At 67.7% G+C, this 20,304-nt stretch carries 21 protein-coding genes and 1 tRNA gene; 10 read left to right on the plus strand and 12 right to left on the minus strand.

What is annotated here, in order from left to right:
- Positions 1–73: 73 nt before the first annotated feature.
- Positions 74–952, minus strand: coding sequence for a methylenetetrahydrofolate reductase [NAD(P)H] (gene metF, locus WG921_RS14730; RefSeq protein ID WP_340110137.1), 879 nt, complete (start codon positions 950–952; stop codon positions 74–76).
- Positions 953–1,158: 206 nt separating this feature from the next.
- Between metF and WG921_RS14735 the strand changes: the two genes are divergently transcribed.
- From WG921_RS14735 to WG921_RS14755, 5 genes are all read left to right on the plus strand, one after another.
- On the plus strand, positions 1,159–1,467 hold the full coding sequence (locus WG921_RS14735) for a virulence factor (RefSeq protein ID WP_340110012.1): 309 nt from the start codon (positions 1,159–1,161) through the stop codon (positions 1,465–1,467).
- Positions 1,468–1,491: 24 nt separating this feature from the next.
- The gene (locus tag WG921_RS14740; protein ID WP_340110013.1) at positions 1,492–2,418 is read left to right on the plus strand and encodes a methylenetetrahydrofolate reductase; all 927 of its coding nucleotides are present in this window, start codon (positions 1,492–1,494) and stop codon (positions 2,416–2,418) included.
- Positions 2,419–2,453: 35 nt separating this feature from the next.
- A complete protein-coding gene (locus WG921_RS14745; RefSeq protein ID WP_340110014.1) occupies positions 2,454–3,524 on the plus strand; it encodes a dihydropteroate synthase in 1,071 nt (356 codons plus the stop codon).
- Between the two features lie 159 nt (positions 3,525–3,683).
- Positions 3,684–5,753, plus strand: a complete 2,070-nt coding sequence (locus tag WG921_RS14750) for an ASKHA domain-containing protein (protein WP_340110015.1) — start codon at positions 3,684–3,686, stop codon at positions 5,751–5,753.
- A 36-nt stretch (positions 5,754–5,789) separates the two neighbouring features.
- Positions 5,790–6,845, plus strand: a complete 1,056-nt coding sequence (locus tag WG921_RS14755; protein WP_340110016.1) for an aldo/keto reductase — start codon at positions 5,790–5,792, stop codon at positions 6,843–6,845.
- A 15-nt stretch (positions 6,846–6,860) separates the two neighbouring features.
- On the opposite strand, the gene WG921_RS14760 is transcribed toward WG921_RS14755, so the two are convergent.
- The 10 genes from WG921_RS14760 to rpmH form a co-directional block, all read right to left on the minus strand.
- Complete coding sequence (locus tag WG921_RS14760; protein WP_340110017.1) at positions 6,861–7,616, minus strand: peptidase; 756 nt, start codon at positions 7,614–7,616, stop codon at positions 6,861–6,863.
- A 10-nt stretch (positions 7,617–7,626) separates the two neighbouring features.
- Positions 7,627–8,448 (minus strand): transglutaminase family protein, encoded by an 822-nt coding sequence (locus tag WG921_RS14765; protein ID WP_340110018.1) that lies wholly within the window; start codon positions 8,446–8,448, stop codon positions 7,627–7,629.
- Between the two features lie 6 nt (positions 8,449–8,454).
- Entirely contained in the window at positions 8,455–9,381 is a 927-nt protein-coding gene (locus WG921_RS14770) for an alpha-E domain-containing protein (protein WP_340110019.1), read from the minus strand.
- 7 nt (positions 9,382–9,388) lie between these two features.
- Complete coding sequence (locus WG921_RS14775) at positions 9,389–10,795, minus strand: circularly permuted type 2 ATP-grasp protein (RefSeq protein WP_340110020.1); 1,407 nt, start codon at positions 10,793–10,795, stop codon at positions 9,389–9,391.
- A 96-nt stretch (positions 10,796–10,891) separates the two neighbouring features.
- A complete protein-coding gene (locus WG921_RS14780; RefSeq protein WP_340110021.1) occupies positions 10,892–11,398 on the minus strand; it encodes a mismatch-specific DNA-glycosylase in 507 nt (168 codons plus the stop codon).
- Positions 11,399–11,402: 4 nt separating this feature from the next.
- Positions 11,403–12,821 (minus strand): amidase family protein, encoded by a 1,419-nt coding sequence (locus tag WG921_RS14785; protein WP_340110022.1) that lies wholly within the window; start codon positions 12,819–12,821, stop codon positions 11,403–11,405.
- Positions 12,822–12,894: 73 nt separating this feature from the next.
- A complete protein-coding gene (gene ttcA / locus WG921_RS14790) occupies positions 12,895–13,713 on the minus strand; it encodes a tRNA 2-thiocytidine(32) synthetase TtcA (protein WP_340110023.1) in 819 nt (272 codons plus the stop codon).
- Complete coding sequence (yidD, locus tag WG921_RS14795; protein WP_340110024.1) at positions 13,706–13,969, minus strand: membrane protein insertion efficiency factor YidD; 264 nt, start codon at positions 13,967–13,969, stop codon at positions 13,706–13,708. Before yidD ends, ttcA begins: the two co-directional genes overlap by 8 nt.
- The gene (rnpA, locus tag WG921_RS14800; protein ID WP_413788598.1) at positions 13,966–14,409 is read right to left on the minus strand and encodes a ribonuclease P protein component; all 444 of its coding nucleotides are present in this window, start codon (positions 14,407–14,409) and stop codon (positions 13,966–13,968) included. The genes yidD and rnpA overlap by 4 nt, the downstream gene beginning before the upstream one ends.
- Positions 14,410–14,413: 4 nt before the next feature.
- A complete protein-coding gene (rpmH, locus tag WG921_RS14805; RefSeq protein ID WP_340110026.1) occupies positions 14,414–14,548 on the minus strand; it encodes a 50S ribosomal protein L34 in 135 nt (44 codons plus the stop codon).
- Positions 14,549–14,830: 282 nt separating this feature from the next.
- On the opposite strand from rpmH, the gene WG921_RS14810 reads away from it, so the two are divergent.
- The 4 genes from WG921_RS14810 to WG921_RS14825 all read left to right on the plus strand — a co-directional run bounded on the left by WG921_RS14810 (position 14,831) and on the right by WG921_RS14825 (position 18,588).
- Positions 14,831–15,571: a TVP38/TMEM64 family protein gene (locus WG921_RS14810; protein ID WP_340110027.1), complete on the plus strand. Its 741-nt coding sequence runs from the start codon at positions 14,831–14,833 to the stop codon at positions 15,569–15,571.
- Position 15,572: 1 nt separating this feature from the next.
- Complete coding sequence (locus tag WG921_RS14815) at positions 15,573–16,988, plus strand: dihydrolipoyl dehydrogenase family protein (RefSeq protein WP_340110028.1); 1,416 nt, start codon at positions 15,573–15,575, stop codon at positions 16,986–16,988.
- A 51-nt stretch (positions 16,989–17,039) separates the two neighbouring features.
- On the plus strand, positions 17,040–18,416 hold the full coding sequence (locus WG921_RS14820) for a sensor histidine kinase (RefSeq protein ID WP_340110029.1): 1,377 nt from the start codon (positions 17,040–17,042) through the stop codon (positions 18,414–18,416).
- 95 nt (positions 18,417–18,511) lie between these two features.
- Positions 18,512–18,588, plus strand: a tRNA-Arg gene (locus tag WG921_RS14825).
- Positions 18,589–18,759: 171 nt separating this feature from the next.
- Here WG921_RS14825 and WG921_RS14830 read toward each other — a convergent pair.
- A complete protein-coding gene (locus WG921_RS14830; protein WP_340110030.1) occupies positions 18,760–18,963 on the minus strand; it encodes a hypothetical protein in 204 nt (67 codons plus the stop codon).
- A 109-nt stretch (positions 18,964–19,072) separates the two neighbouring features.
- Between WG921_RS14830 and WG921_RS14835 the strand changes: the two genes are divergently transcribed.
- Positions 19,073–20,113: a TAXI family TRAP transporter solute-binding subunit gene (locus WG921_RS14835; RefSeq protein ID WP_340110031.1), complete on the plus strand. Its 1,041-nt coding sequence runs from the start codon at positions 19,073–19,075 to the stop codon at positions 20,111–20,113.
- Positions 20,114–20,304 lie beyond the last annotated feature (191 nt).

Consider the following 20,304-nt stretch of genomic DNA (forward strand, 5'->3'; position numbering starts at 1 on the left):
GCCGGTCTCTTACTTTCGCCAGACGACCAGAGGTAGAGGACGCCGTCCGCATCGGCAAGACACCTCTATCGGATCATGCGCATCCGGCCGCCGCGGCGATCCGGACCGGCGCCGTCTCGACGCCCAGCGCCTGGCAGACCCGATAGGGCAAATCCGGATTGTTGAGCGTGTAAAGATGAATATGCCCCGCCCCTTCGCGCCGGAGCCTGTCGCACATCTCCGAAGCGATCGAGACGGACAGAATCTCCACGGCGTCCGCGGCTTCGGCGTTCGCGTAGGCGGCCTCCATCCAGCCGGGAACGGAGGCGCCGCACCGCGCCGCGAAGGATTTCATCCGGGCGAAATTCTCGATCGGCAAAACGCCCGGAATGACCGGCTTTTCGATCCCCGCCGCCGCGCACCGGTCTCGAAAGCGCAGGAAGGTCTCGACATCGAAAAAGAACTGCGTGATCGCGTCATCCGCGCCAGCGTCGAACTTGCGTTTGAGATGAGCGATATCGGCGGCGGCGTCCGCCGCCTCCGGATGCCGCTCCGGATATGCGCCGACGCTGACATGGAAGTCGCCCATCGCCTTCAGCGCCGCGATCAGCTCCTCAGAGCCGGAAAATCCACCCGGATGCGGCGCGAATCCGCCGCTCCCGGGCGCGCCGTCTCCGCGCAGCGCGACGATCCGGCGGCATCCCATTTTCGCATAGGCGCGCGCGACGGCCAGCGTCTCCATTTTCGTCGCGCCGACACAGGTGAGATGCCCCGCGACGTCAAGCCGGGCGCGTTCTCGAATGGCGTGGATCGCGGCGACTGTCCGCTCCCGCGTGGAGCCGCCCGCCCCGTAGGTGACCGAGACGAAACGCGGCCCGAGCGGCGCCAGGCGCTCAACCGACCGCCAGAGCCGCATCGCCCCTTTCGGCCCTTTCGGTGGAAAGAACTCGAACGAAATGGTCGGCGGCGAAATGGACATCAGGTGGCCTTGGATCACAGCGGCGTGCGCCGCTCGGGAGCAAATTACAGGCTGGCCGCCGACGCGACAAGGCGAAAACCCGACTTGCATCCCATCTCCCGCCGACACATGTCGGAAAGGAGGCGCGGGCGGTCGCGATCGCGCGCGCCGGCGCGCCGGTCATGACGCATGTCCAGTTGAAGAGATGGGAGCGGTTCGGGATGCCACAGGTGGTCACGGTCTTCTGGCGGGACATCCCGGCGCAGGTCATCGTCGGCAAGGGGCGGCGCGCCGCCAAGGTGGAGCTGTCGGAACGCTTCGTTCAGGCGATCGACCGCTGCGCGATGAAGATTGGCGCGCGCGGCGACGACGCCTATCTCGCCGAATGGCGCAAGGCCGCCCCGGTCGAGGTCGCGGGAGACGACGACGGCGCCGTCGCGGCGGCCGAAGCCGCCCGCCTCGAAGCGGAATACGACGCAGCCCATCTCCACGCCCTGATCGCGAACGATGGATGGGCGGAGAAGCGGTAACCTCGAACGGGAGCGACCTCAGCGATGGCCAAGATCCGGAACCTCTTCCCCACGCGCCGCCCCGCGCCGACGCCCGCGGCGGGCGCCGCCGCGCTTCTGGACGGCTTCTCCATCGAGGTGACGCCGCGCACCGCCAGCCGGATTGCGGATTTCCGCACGCTGCTGCCCGCCGGAACCCGCGTTTACATCGCGCATATCGACGGCGCGCCGATCGAGGACATGGTCGCCACAGCGGCGAGGCTCCGCGAAGAAGGCTTCGCCGTCATGCCGCATTTTCCGGCGCGGCTCATCGCGGACCGCGCGACGCTCAAGGAGTGGATCGGCCGCTATCGGGATGAGGCCGGCGTCGATCAGACGCTGCTGCTCGCCGGCGGGCTCCCCGCCCCCCGGGGCGCGTTTTCGGATTCGATGCAGCTGATCGAGACCGGGCTGTTCGACAAGGCGGGATTCACCCGGCTTCACGTCGCCGGCCATCCGGAAGGCAACCGCGATATCGACCCGGACGGCGACGGCGCGCGGGCGATGGCGGCGCTCCGCTGGAAAGCCGGTTTCGCGGAGCGGACCGACGCGCAGATGGCGATCGTGACGCAATTCTGCTTCGAGGCGGCGCCGGTGATCGCGTGGGCCGACCGGCTTCGCGACGAAGGCGTCAATCTCCCGATCCATATCGGCGTCCCGGGCCCGGCGCGGCTGCAGACGCTGATTCGCTTCGCTCTGGCCTGCGGCGTCGGCCCTTCGCTTCGGGTCTTGCAACGCCGCGCGGCGGATGTGACAAAGCTGGTGACGCCTTTCACCCCTGAAAGGTTTCTCACGGATCTCGCGGCGCACAAGATGGCCAACCCCGACTTCACGATCGCCAAGACGCACTTCTTCCCCCTCGGCGGCATCGCCAACGCCGCCGAATTCGCCAGGGCTTTCGGCGGCGCGCGCCGGTTTGTCGCCACCGGCTGATCCGATCTCATCCAGCCGCAGAAAGACACGAACGCATGACACGAACTGTCGTCGAATCCAGGACGAAAACCGTCATCATCGGCTTTGACGAGCCCTTTTGCGTCATCGGCGAGCGGATCAACCCCACCGGCCGCAAGCGGCTGGCGGCGGAGCTGGAGGCGGGCGATTTCTCCACCGTCGAGCGGGACGCGCTCGACCAGGTCGCCTGCGGCGCCGCCATACTGGACATCAATTCCGGCGCGGTCTTCACCAACAAGATGGCCGAAGATCCGCGCTACGCCGACAACAACTTCGTCGAGCCGGCCCTGATGAAGGAGCTGGTGGCGCGTGTGCAGGCGCTGGTCGACGTCCCGCTCTGCATCGACAGCTCCGTCCCCGGCGCGCTGAAGAACGGGCTGGAGACGGCCGAAGGCCGCCCGCTCCTGAATTCGGTCACCGGCGAGGAGGAGCGGATGGCGCTCGTTCTGCCGCTGGTCAAGAAATACAACGTGCCCGTGGTCGCGATCTCGAATGACGACACCGGCATCTCCGAAGACCCGGACGTGCGCTTCGAGGTGGCGAAGAAGATCGTCCGGCGCGCCGCGGATTTCGGCATTCCGGCGCATGACATCGTCGTCGATCCGCTGGTGATGCCGATCGGCGCGATGGCGACGGCGGGGCTTCAGGTCTTCGCTCTGGTCCGGCGGCTCCGGGAGGAGTTGGGCGTCAACACCACCTGCGGCGCCTCCAACGTCTCGTTCGGCTTGCCCAACCGGCACGGAATCAACAACGCCTTCCTGCCGATGGCGGCGGCGGCGGGCATGACATCGGCGATCATGAACCCGATGCGGCCCGGCGCGAGCGAGAAGAAGATCGCGGCGCGGGTCGCGGAGCTCGCGGCGCTGGGGATCACGGTCCCGGACGGGATCGACCCCGCCGCGCTCGCGCCGCTGATCGGGCTCGGGTCCGCCTCCGCCACCCCGTCGAGCGAGATCGAGGCGATCCGCGCCGCGAATTTCCTGCTCGATCACGACCCTTCGGGCGCGGCCTGGATCCGCGCCAACAAGGCCGCCGCGGGCCCCGCCGGCGCCGGCGGCGGCCGCCGGCGCCGGCGGCGCTCGGACTGACGCGGCGCCGAAGCGCGAGGCCTGGCCCCGCTTCGGATCTTCCCGACGCATTCACACCCTATGGCGACGCAATCCCGCGGGCGGTTGGCGCGGGGATGCGAAAGGATTAGCAATGACCCGCGCCGATCCGAGACGGCGCCGCCCTGAGAAAGCCCAGCCATGTCCGAATCCGACCCTCTCGTGGTTTTCACCCCATCCGGGAAGCGCGGCCGCTTTCCCGCAGGCACGCCGATCCTGACCGCCGCGCGCCAGCTTGGCGTCGATCTCGACAGCGTCTGCGGCGGGCGCGGCATCTGCTCCAAATGTCAGGTCGCGCCGCAATTCGGCCAGTTTTCGAAGCACGGCGTCACCGCCGCCGAGGACGGCCTCTCCGAATGGAACGCGGTGGAGGAGCGCTACGACTCCAAACGCGGGCTCCCGGCGGGGCGCCGGCTCGGCTGTCAGGCGCAGCTTCTCGGCGACATGGTGATCGACGTTCCGGCGACGAGCCAGCTTCACAAGCAGGTCGTCCGCAAGCGCGCCGAGGCGCGCGACATCGTCATGGATCCCGCGACGAGGCTCTATTACGTCGAGGTCGAGAAACCCGACATGGAGAAACCGAGCGGCGATCTGGAACGGCTGCGCCGCGCGCTTCACGAGCAGTGGGGCCTCGATCATCCGCTGGCGGATCTCGGCGTCATGCGGGCGCTGCAACCCGCGCTGCGGGATGGCGGATGGAAGGTCACCTGCGCCGTTCACCGCGGCGAGCCGGGCGGCGCGGCGCGGATCATTCAGGTCTGGCCCGGATTCTACGAAGGATCGATCTACGGGCTCGCCTTCGATATCGGCTCCACCACCATCGCCTGTCATCTCGTCGACCTCCAGTCCGGCGACGTTCTCGCCTCATCGGGGCTGATGAACCCGCAGATCCGCTTCGGCGAGGATCTGATGAGCCGGGTCAGCTATTCGATGCTGAACCCCGGCGGCGCCGAGGCGATGACGAAAGTCGTGCGCGAGGCCGTGAACACGCTGATCGGGGAGGTCGCCGCCGAAGCCGGCGTGGACCGGGCGGAGATCGTGGAGGCGGTTTTCGTCGCCAATCCGGTGATGCACCACCTGCTTCTCGGGATCGACCCGAAGGAGCTCGGCTGGGCGCCCTTCGCGCTCGCCACCGCCAACGCGCTTCATCTTCGGGCCGAGGAGCTCGATATCGAGGCCCATCCCGGCGCGCGCGTCTACATCCTGCCCTGCATCGCCGGCCATGTGGGCGCCGACGCGGCGGCTGTCGCGCTCTCGGAAGGGCCGAACGTCTCCGAGGATCTGGTGCTGCTCGTCGATGTCGGCACCAATGCGGAGATCATGCTCGGCGACAGGACCGGCGTTCTCGCCTGCTCCTCCCCCACCGGCCCCGCCTTCGAAGGCGCGCAGATCAGCGCCGGACAACGCGCCGCCCCGGGCGCCATCGAGAAGGTCGAGATCGACCCGGAGACCAAGGAGCCGCGCTTTCGCGTCATCGGCTGCGAGCTCTGGTCGGACGAGCCTGGATTCGAGGCGGCGATCGGCGATCGGGGCGTCACCGGAATCTGCGGCTCCGGCATCATCGAGGTGATCGCGGAGATGCGCCTCGCCGGGATCATGGACGAAGACGGCGTCATCGGCTCCGCCGCCGCGACGGGAACCGGCCGCTGCGAGCTGGACGGGCGCACCCACGCCTATCTGCTCCATGACGCCGCCGCCGCCGGCGGGCCGCGAATCCTCGTCACCCAGGCGGACGTGCGCGCCATCCAGCTCGCGAAGGCCGCGCTCTACGCCGGCGCGCGGCTCCTGATGGACAGGCGCGGCGTCGAGACCGTGGACCGCGTGGTGCTCGCCGGCGCCTTCGGCGCGCATATCTCGCCAAGACACGCGATGGTGCTCGGCATGATTCCCGATTGCCCGCTGGAGAAGGTGACCTCCGCCGGCAACGCCGCCGGCACCGGCGCGCGCATCGCGCTTCTCAACGTCGCCGCCCGGCGCGAGATCGAGAGCGTGGTGCGCGGCATCCACAAGGTCGAGACCGCGGTCGAGCCGCGCTTTCAGGAGCATTTCGTGGACGCGATCGCGATCCCGAACAAGACGGCGCCGTTCCCGCTGCTGAACGCTGTCGTCTCCCTGCCCCATGTCGCCTTCGGCGGCGGCGCGGGGGATGACGGCGCCGCCGGCGCCGGACGCGGCGGCAGGCGCCGCCGGAGAAGCCGATCCCCGGCGTGAACGCGCCCACCCTCCCCTGACAATCCGAGAGAAGAAATGAAGCACACCACCCTTGGCCGCAACGGGCCGACCGTCTCCGCGCTCTGCCTCGGCTCCATGACCTGGGGTTCGCAGAACACGGAGGCCGAAGGCCACGCCCAGATCGAGCGGGCGCTGGCGGCGGGCGTCAATTTCATCGACACCGCCGAGATGTATCCCGCCAATCCCGGCCCGAACGACCAGCCCGGCGCGACGGAGGCGATCATCGGCTCGTGGCTCGCGAAATCCGGGCGCCGGGAGGAGATCGTCCTCGCCTCGAAGATCACCGGAGAAGGCAGCCAGCGCGCCCGCGCCGGGGTCGCGCCGACGCCGCCGATCACGCCTGCGGAAATCGAGAAGGCGCTCGACGCCTCGCTCAAACGGCTCCGGACCGACCATATCGATCTTTATCAGCTCCACTGGCCCAATCGCGGCAGCTATCATTTCCGCCGCTACTGGGGCTGGACGCCGCCCGCGCATGACCCGGCGCGCGAGCGCCAGGAGATCGCCGACATTCTCGGCGCGCTCGACCGCGCGATCGACGCCGGCAAGATCGGCCATGTCGGCCTCTCGAACGAGACGGCCTGGGGGTTGATGCTGTTTCTCGAGGTCGCGGAGCGGCACGCTTTGCCGCGCGTCGTCTCGATCCAGAACGAATATTCGCTCCTTTGCCGGCTTTTCGATCTCGATCTCGGGGAGATCTGCATGGCCGAGGGGGTCAGCCTGCTGGCCTATTCGCCGCTGGCCACCGGCATCCTGAGCGGAAAATACGCTGGCGACAAAACCCCGCCGAACACGCGAAGGGCGCTCAACGCCACGCTGAACGGGCGGATCACGCCGCAGCTCTGGCCGGCGCATGACGCCTATCTCGACCTCGCGAAAGGATCGGGGCTCGATCCGGCGGCGATGGCGCTCGCCTTCTGCCTCAGCCGTCCCTTCATGGGCGCCGCGATCTTCGGGGCGACATCGCTCGATCAGCTGGATACGGCGCTATCGGCCGCATCCCTCACGCTCACGGAGGAGCAATCCGCCGCGATCGAAGCGATCCACCGGCGCTTTCCGGCGCCGATCTGAGCCGACTCTCCGGCTTCAGCTCGGATTCGAGGCGCCGCCATCGACCGCCGGCAGCGTCTCGAACGCGTTTCGGATCGCCTCCGCCCAGCCTTTCGAGATGGCGGAGAAATCCGCATCCTCGGCTTCGACCCGGCGCTGGATCGCGAACGCGATCTCGCCGGTGCGGATCACCACCAGATCGAGCGGCATCCCGACCGAGAGGTTGGAGCGGAGCGTCGAATCCATGGACAGGAACACCGCCTTCAGCGCCAGGTCGAGCGGGGTGTCCGGGGTGATCACGCGATCGAGGATCGGCTTTCCGTATTTATGCTCGCCGATCTGGAGGAAGGGCGTGTCGTCGGTCGCTTCGATGAAGTTTCCGGCGGAATAGATCAGGTAGAGCCGCAGCTCGCCGCCCGCGCGCTGCCCGGCGAGCAGGATCGAGGCGTCGGCGCCGGCGCCCTGCGCCTGCAACGTCTCGCGGTGGCGCGCCTGCACCTCCTTCATCGCGTCGCCGAAAAGCTGCGCGGAGTGAAAGAGCGTCGGGGTGTTGAGGATCGTCTCCACCCCGTCATCGGTTCTGGAGCGGGCGATGGCGGCGTTGACGCGGCTCATGACGCCCTGCGTGATCGAAAGATTGCCCGCGCAGCATACGGCGAGCACCCGCTCGCCCTCCTTGCGCCAGGTGAACATCTTTCGGAAGCGGGAGATATCGTCGAGCCCGGCGTTGGTGCGCGTGTCGGCCATCATCACGATGCCGGCGTCGAGCTTCAGACCTACGCAATAGGTCATCAGCGGCCTCTTACTGTTGCATCTGGCTCACCACAACGTCGGCTTCGAGCGTCTCATCTACGGCGCCGGTGATCGATCCACGTAGGGGCGCCGCGTCCACCGCGTCAAGCCCCGCCGCAAGCCGAACGTAACGATCCGTCGGACAGATCCCGTTGGAGGCGTCGAACCCGACCCAGCCGAGATCGTCGATCCAGAGCTCCGCCCATGCGTGGGTCTCCTGCGTCGCCGCGTGGAGCGGCTCATCCGCATCCCCGATCATGAGGTAGCCGACGACATATCGCGCGGGCGCGCCGCGCGCCCGCGCGGCGGAGATCAGAAGATGCGCATGATCCTGACAGACGCCCGCGCCGAGGCGCAGCGCCTCGGCGGCCGTCGTCGTCGCCGCCGTCGCGCCGGGGCGATACGCCACCGCCTCCCGCACCGCGGCGGAGAGCGCATGCGCCGCCGCGAGCCCGGTCTCTCCCGCCGCCGCGTCGCGCGCGAGGGCGACGATGGCGGCGTCTGGCGCCGTCAGCGCGGTTTTCCTCAGAAAGACGCCCGGTCGCGCCGCCATCGTCCAGCCCCGCAGCACCCCATGCGCGCCGCGCGTCTCGACTTCGCCTTCGGCGACGATCTCCACCTCCGCGGCGCCCTCATGGCCGAACCAGACCGCCTCCTCGTCGCCGAAACCGTTCACCAGCCGCATTTCGGGGGCTTCGCCGTTCACGGTCACGCGCCAGGCGCGCGGCGTCTGCGTCGCGGTCATCGCCGGAAAAAGCCGCACCTTCAGCGCGACGCGCGCGGCCGGAGGCGTGTACTCATAGCGCGTGCGATGGCGGATCGAGAGAAGCATCGGACCTCAAAAGTAATAGGCGCGGGAGATCGCGGCCGAGAGTCGGGCGTTGTGCCGGAGCGCCTCCGTGGTGAACTCATGCAGCCCGGACTGGAACAGCTCTCCCATCTCCGTATCGGCGAGCCGCGCCACCATTTCGCCGGCCAGGGAATGACACTGGTTGCGCTGTCCGTAAGCGAGCGCGAGAAGCCCGAGATAGCGCGACAGTTCGGTGTAGCAATAGGCGACGGAGCGCGGGAATCTGAGATTCAGGATCAGGAAATCGGTGATCTTCCACGGGCTGAAATCGCCGCGATAGACATGATGATAGGCCCGCGACGCCGAGGTCGCCTGCAGCACCGACGTCCATTGATGATGATCGCGCCCGCCGCCCACCGTCTCCGTTTCCGGAAGCAACACGAAGTATTTGACGTCGAGCAACCTGAGCGTCAGTTCCGAGCGCTCCAGAAATCCGCCGATGCGCAGGAAATAATACCTGTCGGTCCGCAACATCGACGCCTCGGACGCGCCGCGAAAAATCGAGGCGCGGGTCTTCACCCAGTCGAGGAGCGCGGGCAATTCGCGAAGCGCCACGTTCGGATCCGCGATCTCCAGTCGCCGCCAGCCGTCGTTGAGCGCCTCCCACATCTCTGCGGTGAGCGAGGTGCGGACGGCGCGGGCGCTGTCGCGCGCCCGGTTCAGACAATACCGGATCGAGGCCGGGGAGTCCGGGCAGAGCACCAGCTTCTCGACGATCCGCGCCTCGGTGATCCGCTCATCTTCGTCGAAAAGATGCGCCGCCCCGGCCACCGCCGCGACGGAACGCCATTCATCGCGGCTCGGGCCCGGAATGAGCGTCATCCGCCGCCCCATCTCGATCAGCCGCGCGGCGGCCTCCGCACGCTCGAGATAGCGCGCGGTCCAGAACAGGTTTTCGGCGGTCCGGCTCAGCATCTCCACCTCATTCCGACAACACCCATGTGTCCTTCACCCCGCCGCCCTGGCTCGAATTGACGACGAGCGACCCCTCGCGAAGCGCGACGCGCGTCAGCGCCCCCGGCGTGAGGCGCATCGTTCGCCCGACCAGGCAATAGGGCCGCAGATCGACATGCCGCGGCGCGATGCGGCCTCCCGCCAGCGACGGCGCCACCGAAAGCTCGAGCGTCGGCTGCGCGATGAAACCGTCCGGATCGGCCCTGATCCGCTCGGCGTAGGCGGCGATCTCTCCGGCCGTGGCCTTCGGTCCGATCAGCATGCCGTAGCCGCCGGAGCCATGCACTTCCTTGACCACCAGATCGCCGAGATTCTCCAGGACATAGGCCGCCTCGTCCGGCTCGGAGCACCGCCAGGTCCGCACGTTCTCCAGGATCGGCGCCTCGCCAAGATAGAAGCGGATCATGTCCGGCACATAGCAGTAGACCGCCTTGTCGTCGGCGACGCCGGCGCCCGGCGCGGAACAGATCGTCACGCCGCCGGTGCGGTAGGCCTGCATCAGCCCCGCCACGCCGAGCGCGCTGTCGGCCCGAAAGGTGATCGGGTCGAGAAAGGCGTCGTCGATCCGCCGGTAGATCACATCCACCCGCCGCGGCCCCTGAGTCGTCCGCATCCAGACCCGCCCGTCATCCACAAAGAGATCCCGCGGCTCCACCAGATCGACGCCCATCTGGTCGGAGAGGAAGGAATGCTCGTAATAAGCCGAGTTCAGCGCGCCCGGGGTCAGGATCACCACCGTCGGATCGCCCTTGCAGGCCGGGGGCGCCACCTCCTCCAGGGTCTTGCGCAGGAGGCTTGGATAGTCGTCCACCGGCTCGATCGACAACGTCTGAAACAACTCCGGGAACATCCGCATCATGATGGTGCGCGTCTCGAGCTTGTAGGAGACGCCGGACGGCGTTCGGCAGTTGTCCTCCAGCACCTGAAACAGCCGCTCTCCGGTGCGCACGATGTCGATCCCGACGATATGCGAATAGACCCGGCCCGGCGGGCCGACGCCGATCATCTCCGGCAGGAAAGCCGCATTCTGATAGACCAGCCGCTCCGGGACGATCCCGGCCTTCAGGATCTCGCCCCGGTGATAGACATCCCAGAGAAACGCGTTGAGCGCGCGCGCCCGCTGCTTGACGCCCCGCTCGATCCGGCGCCACTCGACCGCGTCGAAGACGCGCGGGATCAGATCGAAGGGAATGAGCCGCTCCGGGTCGCCGCCCTCGCCGTAAACCGCGAAAGTGATGCCGATCCGGCGAAAGATCGCCTCCGCCTCTTCGGTCTTCAGCATCAGAGCGGCGGCGCCCGTCTCCTCGAGCCACCGGCTGACGCCCTCGTAGGGCGAGCGGACCACGCCGTCTTCGCCGGTCATCTCATTGAACATCGGCGCGGCCTCCTCGCCTGGAGACCATCAACGTATTGCGCGCCGCGCCGCAATCAACCGCCGCCGGAAAATCGGGGCGAGAGCCCCCCGGCGCCGCTACGCGCGCCGTGCGCGAACCGCCTCGGCGAGCCTCCGCCATGGCTCGATCGACCAATAGCCCCGCGCCGCGCCAGAGGTCGACGGCAGCACCCATGGAACAGCGCCGCCAATCTCGAGCCCCGCCTGTTCGCCATAATCCACCGGATGGGCCGTTGGCCGGCCAAGCGCGGCCCGCGCCGCCCTCTTGCCATTGAAAGCGACGATGGTCGGCCTCCACGTTCCGAGAACCTCGGCCAGCCGCGCCGGCGCGAATGCGCCCGGCGGAAGCTCGCGATCAGAGCCGGAGGCTTCTTTGGCGAGATCCGTCAGCCCGATGCCGAAACGCGGAAGCTCATCGGCCGTTTCGGGCGCCAAAAGCACCGGTGTCAGGCCCACCTCAAAAAGCGTGGGCCAGAAAAGATTGCCGCGGCCCGCGTAATACATGCCGACCTCGGCGGAACGCCTGCCCGCCGCCGTGCCGCAGAACACGACATCGAGGCCGTCCCTCAATATATCCGGGAGCACGCCCTCAATCTTCGCGCGCCCAGAGCCGCTCCGCCATCACGCCGACCCGCGCCTCGATCGCCTCGCAGGCGTCGAGGATCATGTCTTCGCGGAATCGCTGGCCGATGACCTGCACGGAGATCGGCTGCTTGTCGTTCAGATAGGCCGGGATGTTGCCCGCCGGCAGGCCGAGAAAGTTCATCGAATAGGACCAGATCGCGGAGCCGAGCGCCTCGCGCACCCCCTCGACGCCTTCGGCGTCCCGGTCGGGCGCGAAGAACGGTTGCGGCAGGAAGGGCGAGAGGACAAGCGGATAAGTCTCCAGAAAGACCGTCCACGCCCGCGCGTAGTAGCTCCGCTTCGCCATCATCTCCAGAAGCTCGACGCCCTTGTAGGGGGGAAACAGCTCATAATAGGCGTCGAACACGTTCCGGATCGTCTCCGAGCCGAGTTCGCGCACCGAGGGCGCCATCAGCGCCTCGACTTCGCCCATCAGCGCGCGATAGCCGACATGGGCGATCTCGCGCACCATCGGCGCGTCGATGTTCACCACCTCGTAGCCGGCGTCGCCGAGCGCGGTCGCGGCGGTGTCGAGCGCGCGCTCGACATCGGGATGAAGGTCGAACTCGCAGGTCTCCTTGGTGAAGGCGACCTTGATCTTGCCCTCCCGCTTCGGGCCGTCGAACGGCGCGGGAACGTGGAACGGATCGCGCGCGTCGGGCGCGATCAGCGTCCTCATGCCGAGCCGGACGTCGCACGCCCGCCGCCCGATCAGCCCCTGCACCGACATCGACTGCGCCAGCATCCCGCGCTCCACGGTCTGCGAGGGATTGTAGGCGGGAACGCGGCCGAGCCCCGGCTTCACCGTCGCGACGCCGTTGGCCGCCGCCGGAAACCGGAGCGAGCCGCCGATGTCATTGCCGTGGCCAAGCGCGCATATCCCCGCCGCCACCGCCGCGCCCGCGCCGCCGGAGGAGCCGCCCGGCGAGATATCATCGCCCCAGGGGTTGAGCGTCCGCCCATGCAGCGGGTTGTCCGTGTCCGCCCTGAACGAGAATTCCGGCGTGTTGGTGCGCCCGATCACCACCGCGCCGGCGGCCTTCAGATTGGAGACCACGGGCGCATCCGCCGGGGCGATGACATTGGCGAAGGCGGGGACGCCGTTCGTCGTGGCGTGGCCCTTCTGATCGACATTCACCTTGATCGTGACCGGAACGCCGTGAAGCGGGCCGAGCGGCTCGCCTCCGGCCTGACGCTCGTCCAGCGCCGCCGCCTCGGTCATCGCTTCGGCGGAGAGGTCGGCGACGACCGCGTTCAGGCGCGGGTTCACCGCCTCCATCCGCGCGATCGCCGAAGCGGCGGCGTCGCGGGCCGAAACCTCGCCCTTGGCGATGAGAGCGGCGAGATCGGCGGCGCCGAGGCGCCAAAGTGATGTGTCTGACATCGGATTCTCCTTGGTGCGGAGACCCTATCGCAGCCTGCGGATTTGTAAAATGCGCGGCGGCGGCTTTCCTCATTCAGCGCGTCGCGCCGAGGTCCTTGAAGTCGAAAAGCGCGGAATCCAGAAGATGGCTCGGCTTCGCGTTCCGGAGCGCGGTGAACATCACCTGCCGGCGGCCCGGGCTCCGGGCCTCCCACTCGTCCAGCAGCCGCTTGATCTGGGCCCGCTGCAGGCCGTCCTGGCTGCCGCAAAGGTCGCAGGGGATGATCGGGAACTTCATCGCCGCCGCGAAGCGGGCGCAATCGGCCTCCGCCACATGGGCGAGCGGGCGCAGAACGGTGAGATCGCCCTCATCGTTCAGGAGCTTCGGCGGCATGGAGGCGAGCTTGCCGCCATGGAAGAGATTGAGAAAGAAGGTCTCGAGCGCGTCGTCCCGGTGATGGCCGAGCACGACCGCCTCGCAGCCCTCCTCCCGCGCAACCCGGTAGAGATGCCCACGGCGAAGCCGCGAGCAGAGCGAACAGAAGGTCTTTCCGGCGGAGATCTTCTCCGTGACGATGGAATAGGTGTCGCGCCGCTCGATCCTGTGCGCCACGCCCATCCGGGTGAGAAAGCGCGGCAGGATCGTCGCGTCGAATCCCGGCTGCCCCTGATCGAGATTGCAGGCCAGAAGCTCCACCGGCAGAAGCCCGCGCCATTGCAGCTCCATGAGCGCCGCCAGCAACGTGTAGCTGTCCTTGCCGCCGGAGACGCAAACCAGCCAGCGCGCGCCCCGCCGCACCATGCCATAGGTCTCCAGCGCGTCGCGCACGTCGCGGATGATGCGTTTCCGGAGCCTGGCGAATTCGCCGCTCGTCGGCATGTCGGCGAAAAAGGGCGGGACGTCGTCAAGCATCGGAATCGGCTTTCCCCACGGCGGTGTCCGTCTTCGGCTCCGGCACCGGGTCGAATCCGGAGCGGCCGAGCGGGTGGCAGCTCAATATCCGCCGCAGCGCCAGCCAGCCGCCCTTCAGCGCGCCATGCTTCTCGAGCGCCTCCAGCGCGTAGACGGAGCATGTCGGCTGAAAGCGGCAGCTCATGCCGACGAGCGGAGAGAACGTCGCCCGGTAGAGGCGCACCGGAAGCGCGACGATATGGGCGAGCGGGCTCATCTCCGGCGCGCCGGGGCGTGCACGCGCCGCAGCCCGGCTTCGAGATCGGCCAGCATCTCGGTGAAGGGCCGCGTCGCGGTCGCCCCCGCCCGCCCAATCAGGACATAATCCCACCCGGGGCGGCCCAATCGCGGCAAGGTCGCGGCCGCCGCCGCCCTCAGGCGCCGTTTCGCGCGGTTCCGCGCGACCGCGTTGCCGACTTTCTTGGAGCAGGTGAACCCGACGCGAAGAGACGTCGCCCCGACCATCTCTTTTTCCGCGCGTTTTCGCGCCTGAAGGATGAACCCGGGCGCGACATGACGGCGCGCGCGCGCCGCCGCGAGGAAATCACGGCGCTTTCGAATCCGATCGGGACGAATCATCGTTTGGCCGCGTTGAGCGGCCCCGGTTGGGGCCTCGGCGGCCCCTTGCGCCGGCGCGCCGGTTTCCGGCGCCGTCATCGACTCAGGCCGAGAGACGCTTCCGACCACGGCTGCGCCGGGCGTTCAGGATCTTGCGGCCGCTCTTCGTCGCCATCCGGGCGCGAAAACCGTGGCGGCGCGAGCGCACGCGATTGCTCGGCTGGAAAGTACGTTTCATCGCTTCGGTCCTTCGTCATGCAGGCGACGGGGCGGCCCCGAAGGCGCCCTGAATTTGGAAGGCACCAATTACGCGCACGAGCCCACCCTGTCAATTCCCGCGCGGGCGGCGGCGGGCATGACTTTCGCCGCCGCCCGCAGCTTCCCGACGGAGCCAAACTTGAACTCGACCTCACTCTCTCGTCATCTCGGGTTCACTCTCACGTCATCTCGGGCCGCCGGCACTGGCCACGCGCCGCGCAAGGCTTTCAGATGCCGGAATGAAACAAGCGGAGGACCGCACATGAAATGCGATGACGCGCCCGACGCTCCTCCACCGGGACTGTCCCTGAAACGGATGATCCCGCTGGCGGTCGCGCTGCTCGGCGCGATTCTTCTCTTCACGTTCGGGCGCGAGTATCTCAGCTTCGAGGCGCTCCGCGACAATCGTGAGGCCCTCGTCGCCTGGCGGGACGCGCATTATGCGCCCGCCGCGCTCGCCTTCATCGGCGTTTACGCGGTGGCGACGGCGCTTTCCTTTCCCGGCGGGCTCGCGTTGACGCTGGCCGGCGGCTTCCTGTTCGGCCCGTGGTTCGGCGCCGCCTTCGCCGTGACCGGCGCGACGCTGGGCGCGACCGCGATCTTCCTCGCGACCCGCACCGGCCTCGGCGACGCGCTTCGCGCGCGCGCCGGCGGATGGGTGAAGAAGGCGGAGGACGGATTCCGCGCCAATCAGATCAGCTTTCTGCTCATGATGCGGCTCGTGCCAGCGATTCCCTTCTTTATCGCCAATCTGGTTCCGGCGTTTCTCGGCGCCAGCACCTTCGTCTATATCTGGACGACGTTCATCGGCATCATTCCCGGAGCGCTGGTTTACGCTTCGGCGGGCGCGGGGCTTGGCGCCGTGTTCGAATCCGGCGGCGCCCCGGACCTCGGGTTGATCTTTCAGCCCAGGATTCTCTTGCCGCTCATCGGCCTCGCGGCGCTCTCCGCCCTGCCGATCGTGATCCGGCTGATCCGCAACCGCCGCCGTTCATGGAGATGATATGGAGATTCTGAAACCTGACCTCTGCGTCATCGGCGGGGGCTCCGCCGGACTGTCCGTCGCAGCGGGAGCCGTGCAGATGGGGGCGTCCGTGGTCCTGATCGAGGGCGACGAGATGGGCGGCGACTGCCTCAACACCGGCTGCGTGCCGTCCAAGGCGCTGCTCGCCGCCGGCAAGGCCGCGCACGCGATGACCGCGGGCGGCGCCTTCGGGGTGCGCCCGGTCACGCCGGAGATCGACTTCGCCGCCGCGAAAGCCCATGTCCGCGCGGTGATCGAGGGCATCGCCCCGCAAGATTCGGTCGCCCGGTTCGAGGGTCTCGGCGTCACCGTGATTCAGGCGATGGCGCGATTCGTCAGCCCCGATGAGGTCATCGCCGACGGGCGGAGAATCCGCGCCCGCCGCTTCGTCATCGCCACCGGCTCACGCCCGACCGCGCCGCCGATTCCGGGCCTGGAGAGCGTCGGATTCCTGACCAACGAGACGATATTCGGCCTCTCCGAGCGGCCGCGCCGCCTGCTGATCATCGGCGGCGGGCCGATCGGCTGCGAAATGGCCCAGGCGCATCGGCGGCTCGGCTCGGAGGTGGTGGTTCTGGAGGCCGCCGCCGCCCTCGGCCGCGAGGATCCCGAACTCGCCGCCATCGCGCTCAAAGCGCTTCGCGCCGAAGGAATCGTGATCCGGGACAACGTGAAGATCGCCTCCGCGCGGCGCGCCGGCGACGAGATCGCGCTGACGCTCGAAGACGGTGAGGAGATCAGCGGCGACGCCCTGCTCGTCGCCGCTGGGCGGCGCGCCAACATCGACGACCTCGGGCTGGCCGACGCGAAGATCGAGACCACGAAGACCGGCGTGAAGGTCGACAAGGGCCTTCGCGCCACCAACCGGCGCGTCTACGCCATCGGCGACGCCGCCGGCGGGCTCCAGTTCACGCATCTCGCGGCCTATCACGCCGGGCTCGTTCTGCGCTCCGCGCTCTTCCGCCTGCCGGCGAAGGTTCGGGACGACCATATCCCCCGCGTCACCTATCTGGACCCCGAACTCGCCCAGGTCGGCCTGACCGAAGCCGAAGCCCGCGCGCAGCATGGCGACAAGCTGGAGGTTCACCGCGCGGAATACGCCGAGAATGACCGCGCCCGCGCCGACAATCGCACCACCGGCTTCACGAAGGTGATGATCGTGAAAGGCAGGCCGGTCGGCGCGTCCATCGTCGGCGCGCAGGCGGGCGATCTGATCGCGATCTGGGCGCTGGCGCTCTCAAGTCGCCTGAAAATCGCCGACGTCGCCAATTTCATCGCGCCCTACCCCACATATGGCGAGTTGGCGAAACGCGCGGCCGGCGCCTATTTCACGCCGCGGCTGTTCGAAAGCGCCCTCGTCAAGCGGGCGGTTCGCCTCCTTGCGAAACTTGGCTGAACGAATAGGTTTCCAATACGCCCGCCTCGGCACCGCCGGTATTGGAAACCCATGCAATTCATATGTTCGCTCTCCGGCCGCCTTCTGCTTCTGACCATCGGCATCGTGATGATGACCGAAGTTCTGGTGTTCGCACCCTCCGTCGCCCGATTTCGGCAAGACTACCTCCAACAGCGCCTGCATCTCGCTGAAGTCGCCGCGCTCGCGCTCCTCGCCGCCGATAGCGACATGGTCGAGAGAGCGCTCGAAGTCGAACTTCTGGACAGCGCCGGCGTCGCGTCGATTGTGCTCAGGCGGGATTTTTCGCGGCAACTGATCCTTCGGGCGCCGGGCGACAAGATCGTCGATGAAACCTACGACCTCCGCACGGCCGGCCCGGCGACGCTGATCGCGGACGCGCTCGGCGTTCTGATTCGGACCGAGCCCCGAACCATTCGGGTGATTGGCGCGCCGATGAAGGGAGGCGCCGTCGAGCTTGAGATCACGATGGCCGAATCGTCGCTCCGGCGCGCCGTCGTCGATTACGCTGGGCGCGTGTTTCTGCTCTCGCTGTTCATCTCGACGATCACCGGCGGGCTGATTTTCCTGATCACGCGCCGGCTGATCGTCAGGCCGATCGAGCGTGTCGTGAGACACATGGTCGCTTTCCAGAAGGCGCCCGAGCGCGCGCCGGTGGTTCTTCCCGCCGCCGGCGCGCCGCCGGAGATCGCCCGCGCGGAAGCCGCGCTCGCCGAGATGCAGACGGAACTGAAGGCGGCGCTGCGGCAAAAGTCGCGCCTGGCCGATCTCGGCGCCGCGGTCGCCAAGATCAGCCACGATCTTCGTAACATGCTGGCCAGCGCGCAACTTCTTGCCGACCGGCTCAGCGAAAGCAAGGATCCCGTGGTCGTCCGGGTCGGCCCGAAACTGATCAGCTCGCTCGACCGGGCGACCGCGCTCTGCATCTCGACATTGCGTCACGGCAAGGCGGAGGAGGCGGCGCCCGCGCCGCGCCGCGTCGCGCTCCGCCGCCTGGTCGCGGATGTCGGCGACGCGGTCGCGCCCGCCAAAGGCGCCGTCGCGTTCGTGAACGAGACGCCCCCCGGCCTTCGCGCGACGATCGATCCGGATCATCTCTTCCGCATCCTGACCAATCTGGCGCGGAACGCATGCCAGGCCATCGAGGCCTCCGGCCGGAACGGGCATGTGACGATTTCCGCCGAAGCGACGGAAAGCGACGTCGTCATGACCGTGGCCGATGACGGGCCGGGCATGCCGCCGAAGGCGCTGGAGAACCTCTTCCAACCGTTTCGCGGCGGCGCGCGGCGCGGCGGCGCCGGCCTCGGCCTCGCGATCGCAGCCGAACTCGCCGCGCTGAACGGCGCCGAGCTGACGCTGAGCGAAAGCAGCAGTTCGGGCGCAGTCTTCCGCCTGACCCTGCCAAAGTGAACGCCGCCGCCCCGCCCGGCCATTTCCGCACTTGCAACACCGCCCGAGCAAAGCTAAACGACACGAGGTTTCGCGGCGCTCGTCGCAGCGGACAGGCGCCGATAGCTCAGCTGGATAGAGCACCAGACTACGAATCTGGGGGTCGGGGGTTCGAATCCTCCTCGGCGCACCACTAAAATCAGCAAATCAGGTGGCGCAAGGCGCCCTTCTTTGGCAACCGCCTTCCGCGCGCGGGCTAAATGCGATCCGAGCGGCGCCGCCGATCCGCCGTCGCGGACCTCTCATCCGCAGAGCGTTGATCGGCGTGGAGTAAGAACTCTGGCGCGAGCTTGATGAGGGGCGGTCATGCGCCTTTGATGATTCTGGCTCGCAGGAGGTCGATATTGGGTCGGCCCTGGATCTGATGCTCGACGAGCTTGAGCCGGGCTATCCGCCCCTCGGTCCGACCATTCGACCATTCTTCTTCGATCGCCGCGGCGACGGTCGCCTCGTCGGCGCCGACGCCTCTCGCGAAGCGTGCGATCGGCGGCTCGAACGGCGCGAACACCGCCCCCCTGACCCGCCGCAAACCGGGTTCCTTTGACAGGATTTTCTGGACAGCTCGGCTCGACTCAGCTAGGTAAAATATACGATATAAAATACCTAAGGGAGATGATATGAGAAGCTGGATCACACGAGCCGCAGCCGCAGCCACGGCCGGAGCGCTGTTCACATCCTCAGTTGCGCTCGCGGCGCCGGCCGACCGCTGGAAAAGCGGCGACAACTGGGATCTCGTTTTTGGTTCGGCGACGGCCACCGGCTCCTATTTTGCGGGGATGTCGGCGGTCGCGGCCCTGCTCTCCCAGGAACTGCCGGATGTGCGGGCGACCGCCACGGTCAGCCCGAACTCGACGACAGAGGTCTACCCGCAGATGATACGGGGGGAACGTGTTGGCGGCGTCGCCAGCATGGACCTGACCCTTGCGTATAACGGCAAGGGCCCGTGGGAGGGCCGCGATGTTCCGGTGCGCGGATGGGCGTTCGTGCAGGAGGGTTTCTTCGACGTCTTCCTGCTGAAGCGGCATGGCAAGACCAAGGTGTCGGAGCTGGCCGGCTCGGGGCTGACGATCGCCGCCGCCTGCGCCCCGCCCGAGCCCGACCGACCGGAACGCTGGGACCAGCCGTTCACCTTCTTCAAGATCCTGATGGAGGCGCACGGCCTCAACCCGTTCGAGGACGTGAACGTCGTCCCTTACTGCACGTCGCAGGCCATCGAGCAGCTTGCGAGCGCCAATATTGACGGGCTGTCCCATACGCGGGCTCTCGGCGACGCCGCGATGATGGAGCTGAATACAAAACAGGACCTGGTGCTGCTTCAGCCGGACGAGGACGCCATCGAAGAAGTGATGGCGAATTATCCGGTCTACACGAAGACAGTGCCCGAGGACGTCTACCCGCAGCTCACCATTCCCGATCCGAAGAAGGGCTTCTTCCACGGCGTCTACTTCTTCCTCCACGCCGATCTCCCCGACGATCTCGTCTACGAAATGACGAAGGCCTTGTGGGAGAACATCGATGTGCTGAGGAACGCGCATCCGGCCTACAAGGCTGCGACGATCGAGAACGCGCTGCAGGGGATGCCGATTCCGCCGCATCCCGGGGCGCTCCGGTATTACAAGGAAATCGGCGTGCCGGGCGTCGAGCGGTTCATCGAGTAGCAGAAAGCCAGCAACTGACGTGGCGGCCGCTGTCACGGTTGCCTGGGCATGGCCCCAGCGCAGCCGTGACAGACGAACGTTCCATAGCCCCGGCCAGGGCGGCGAACACTCGCCGCTTCAGGAAGGGACGCCTCCAAAAGGCTGCTGGAAAAGTCCGAGACCGCTCATGATGACGCCGACCGGGACCGATT

This window comes from Paludibacillus litoralis, from assembly GCF_037646705.1.
Lineage (GTDB): Bacteria > Pseudomonadota > Alphaproteobacteria > Rhodobacterales > Rhodobacteraceae > Pikeienuella > Pikeienuella litoralis.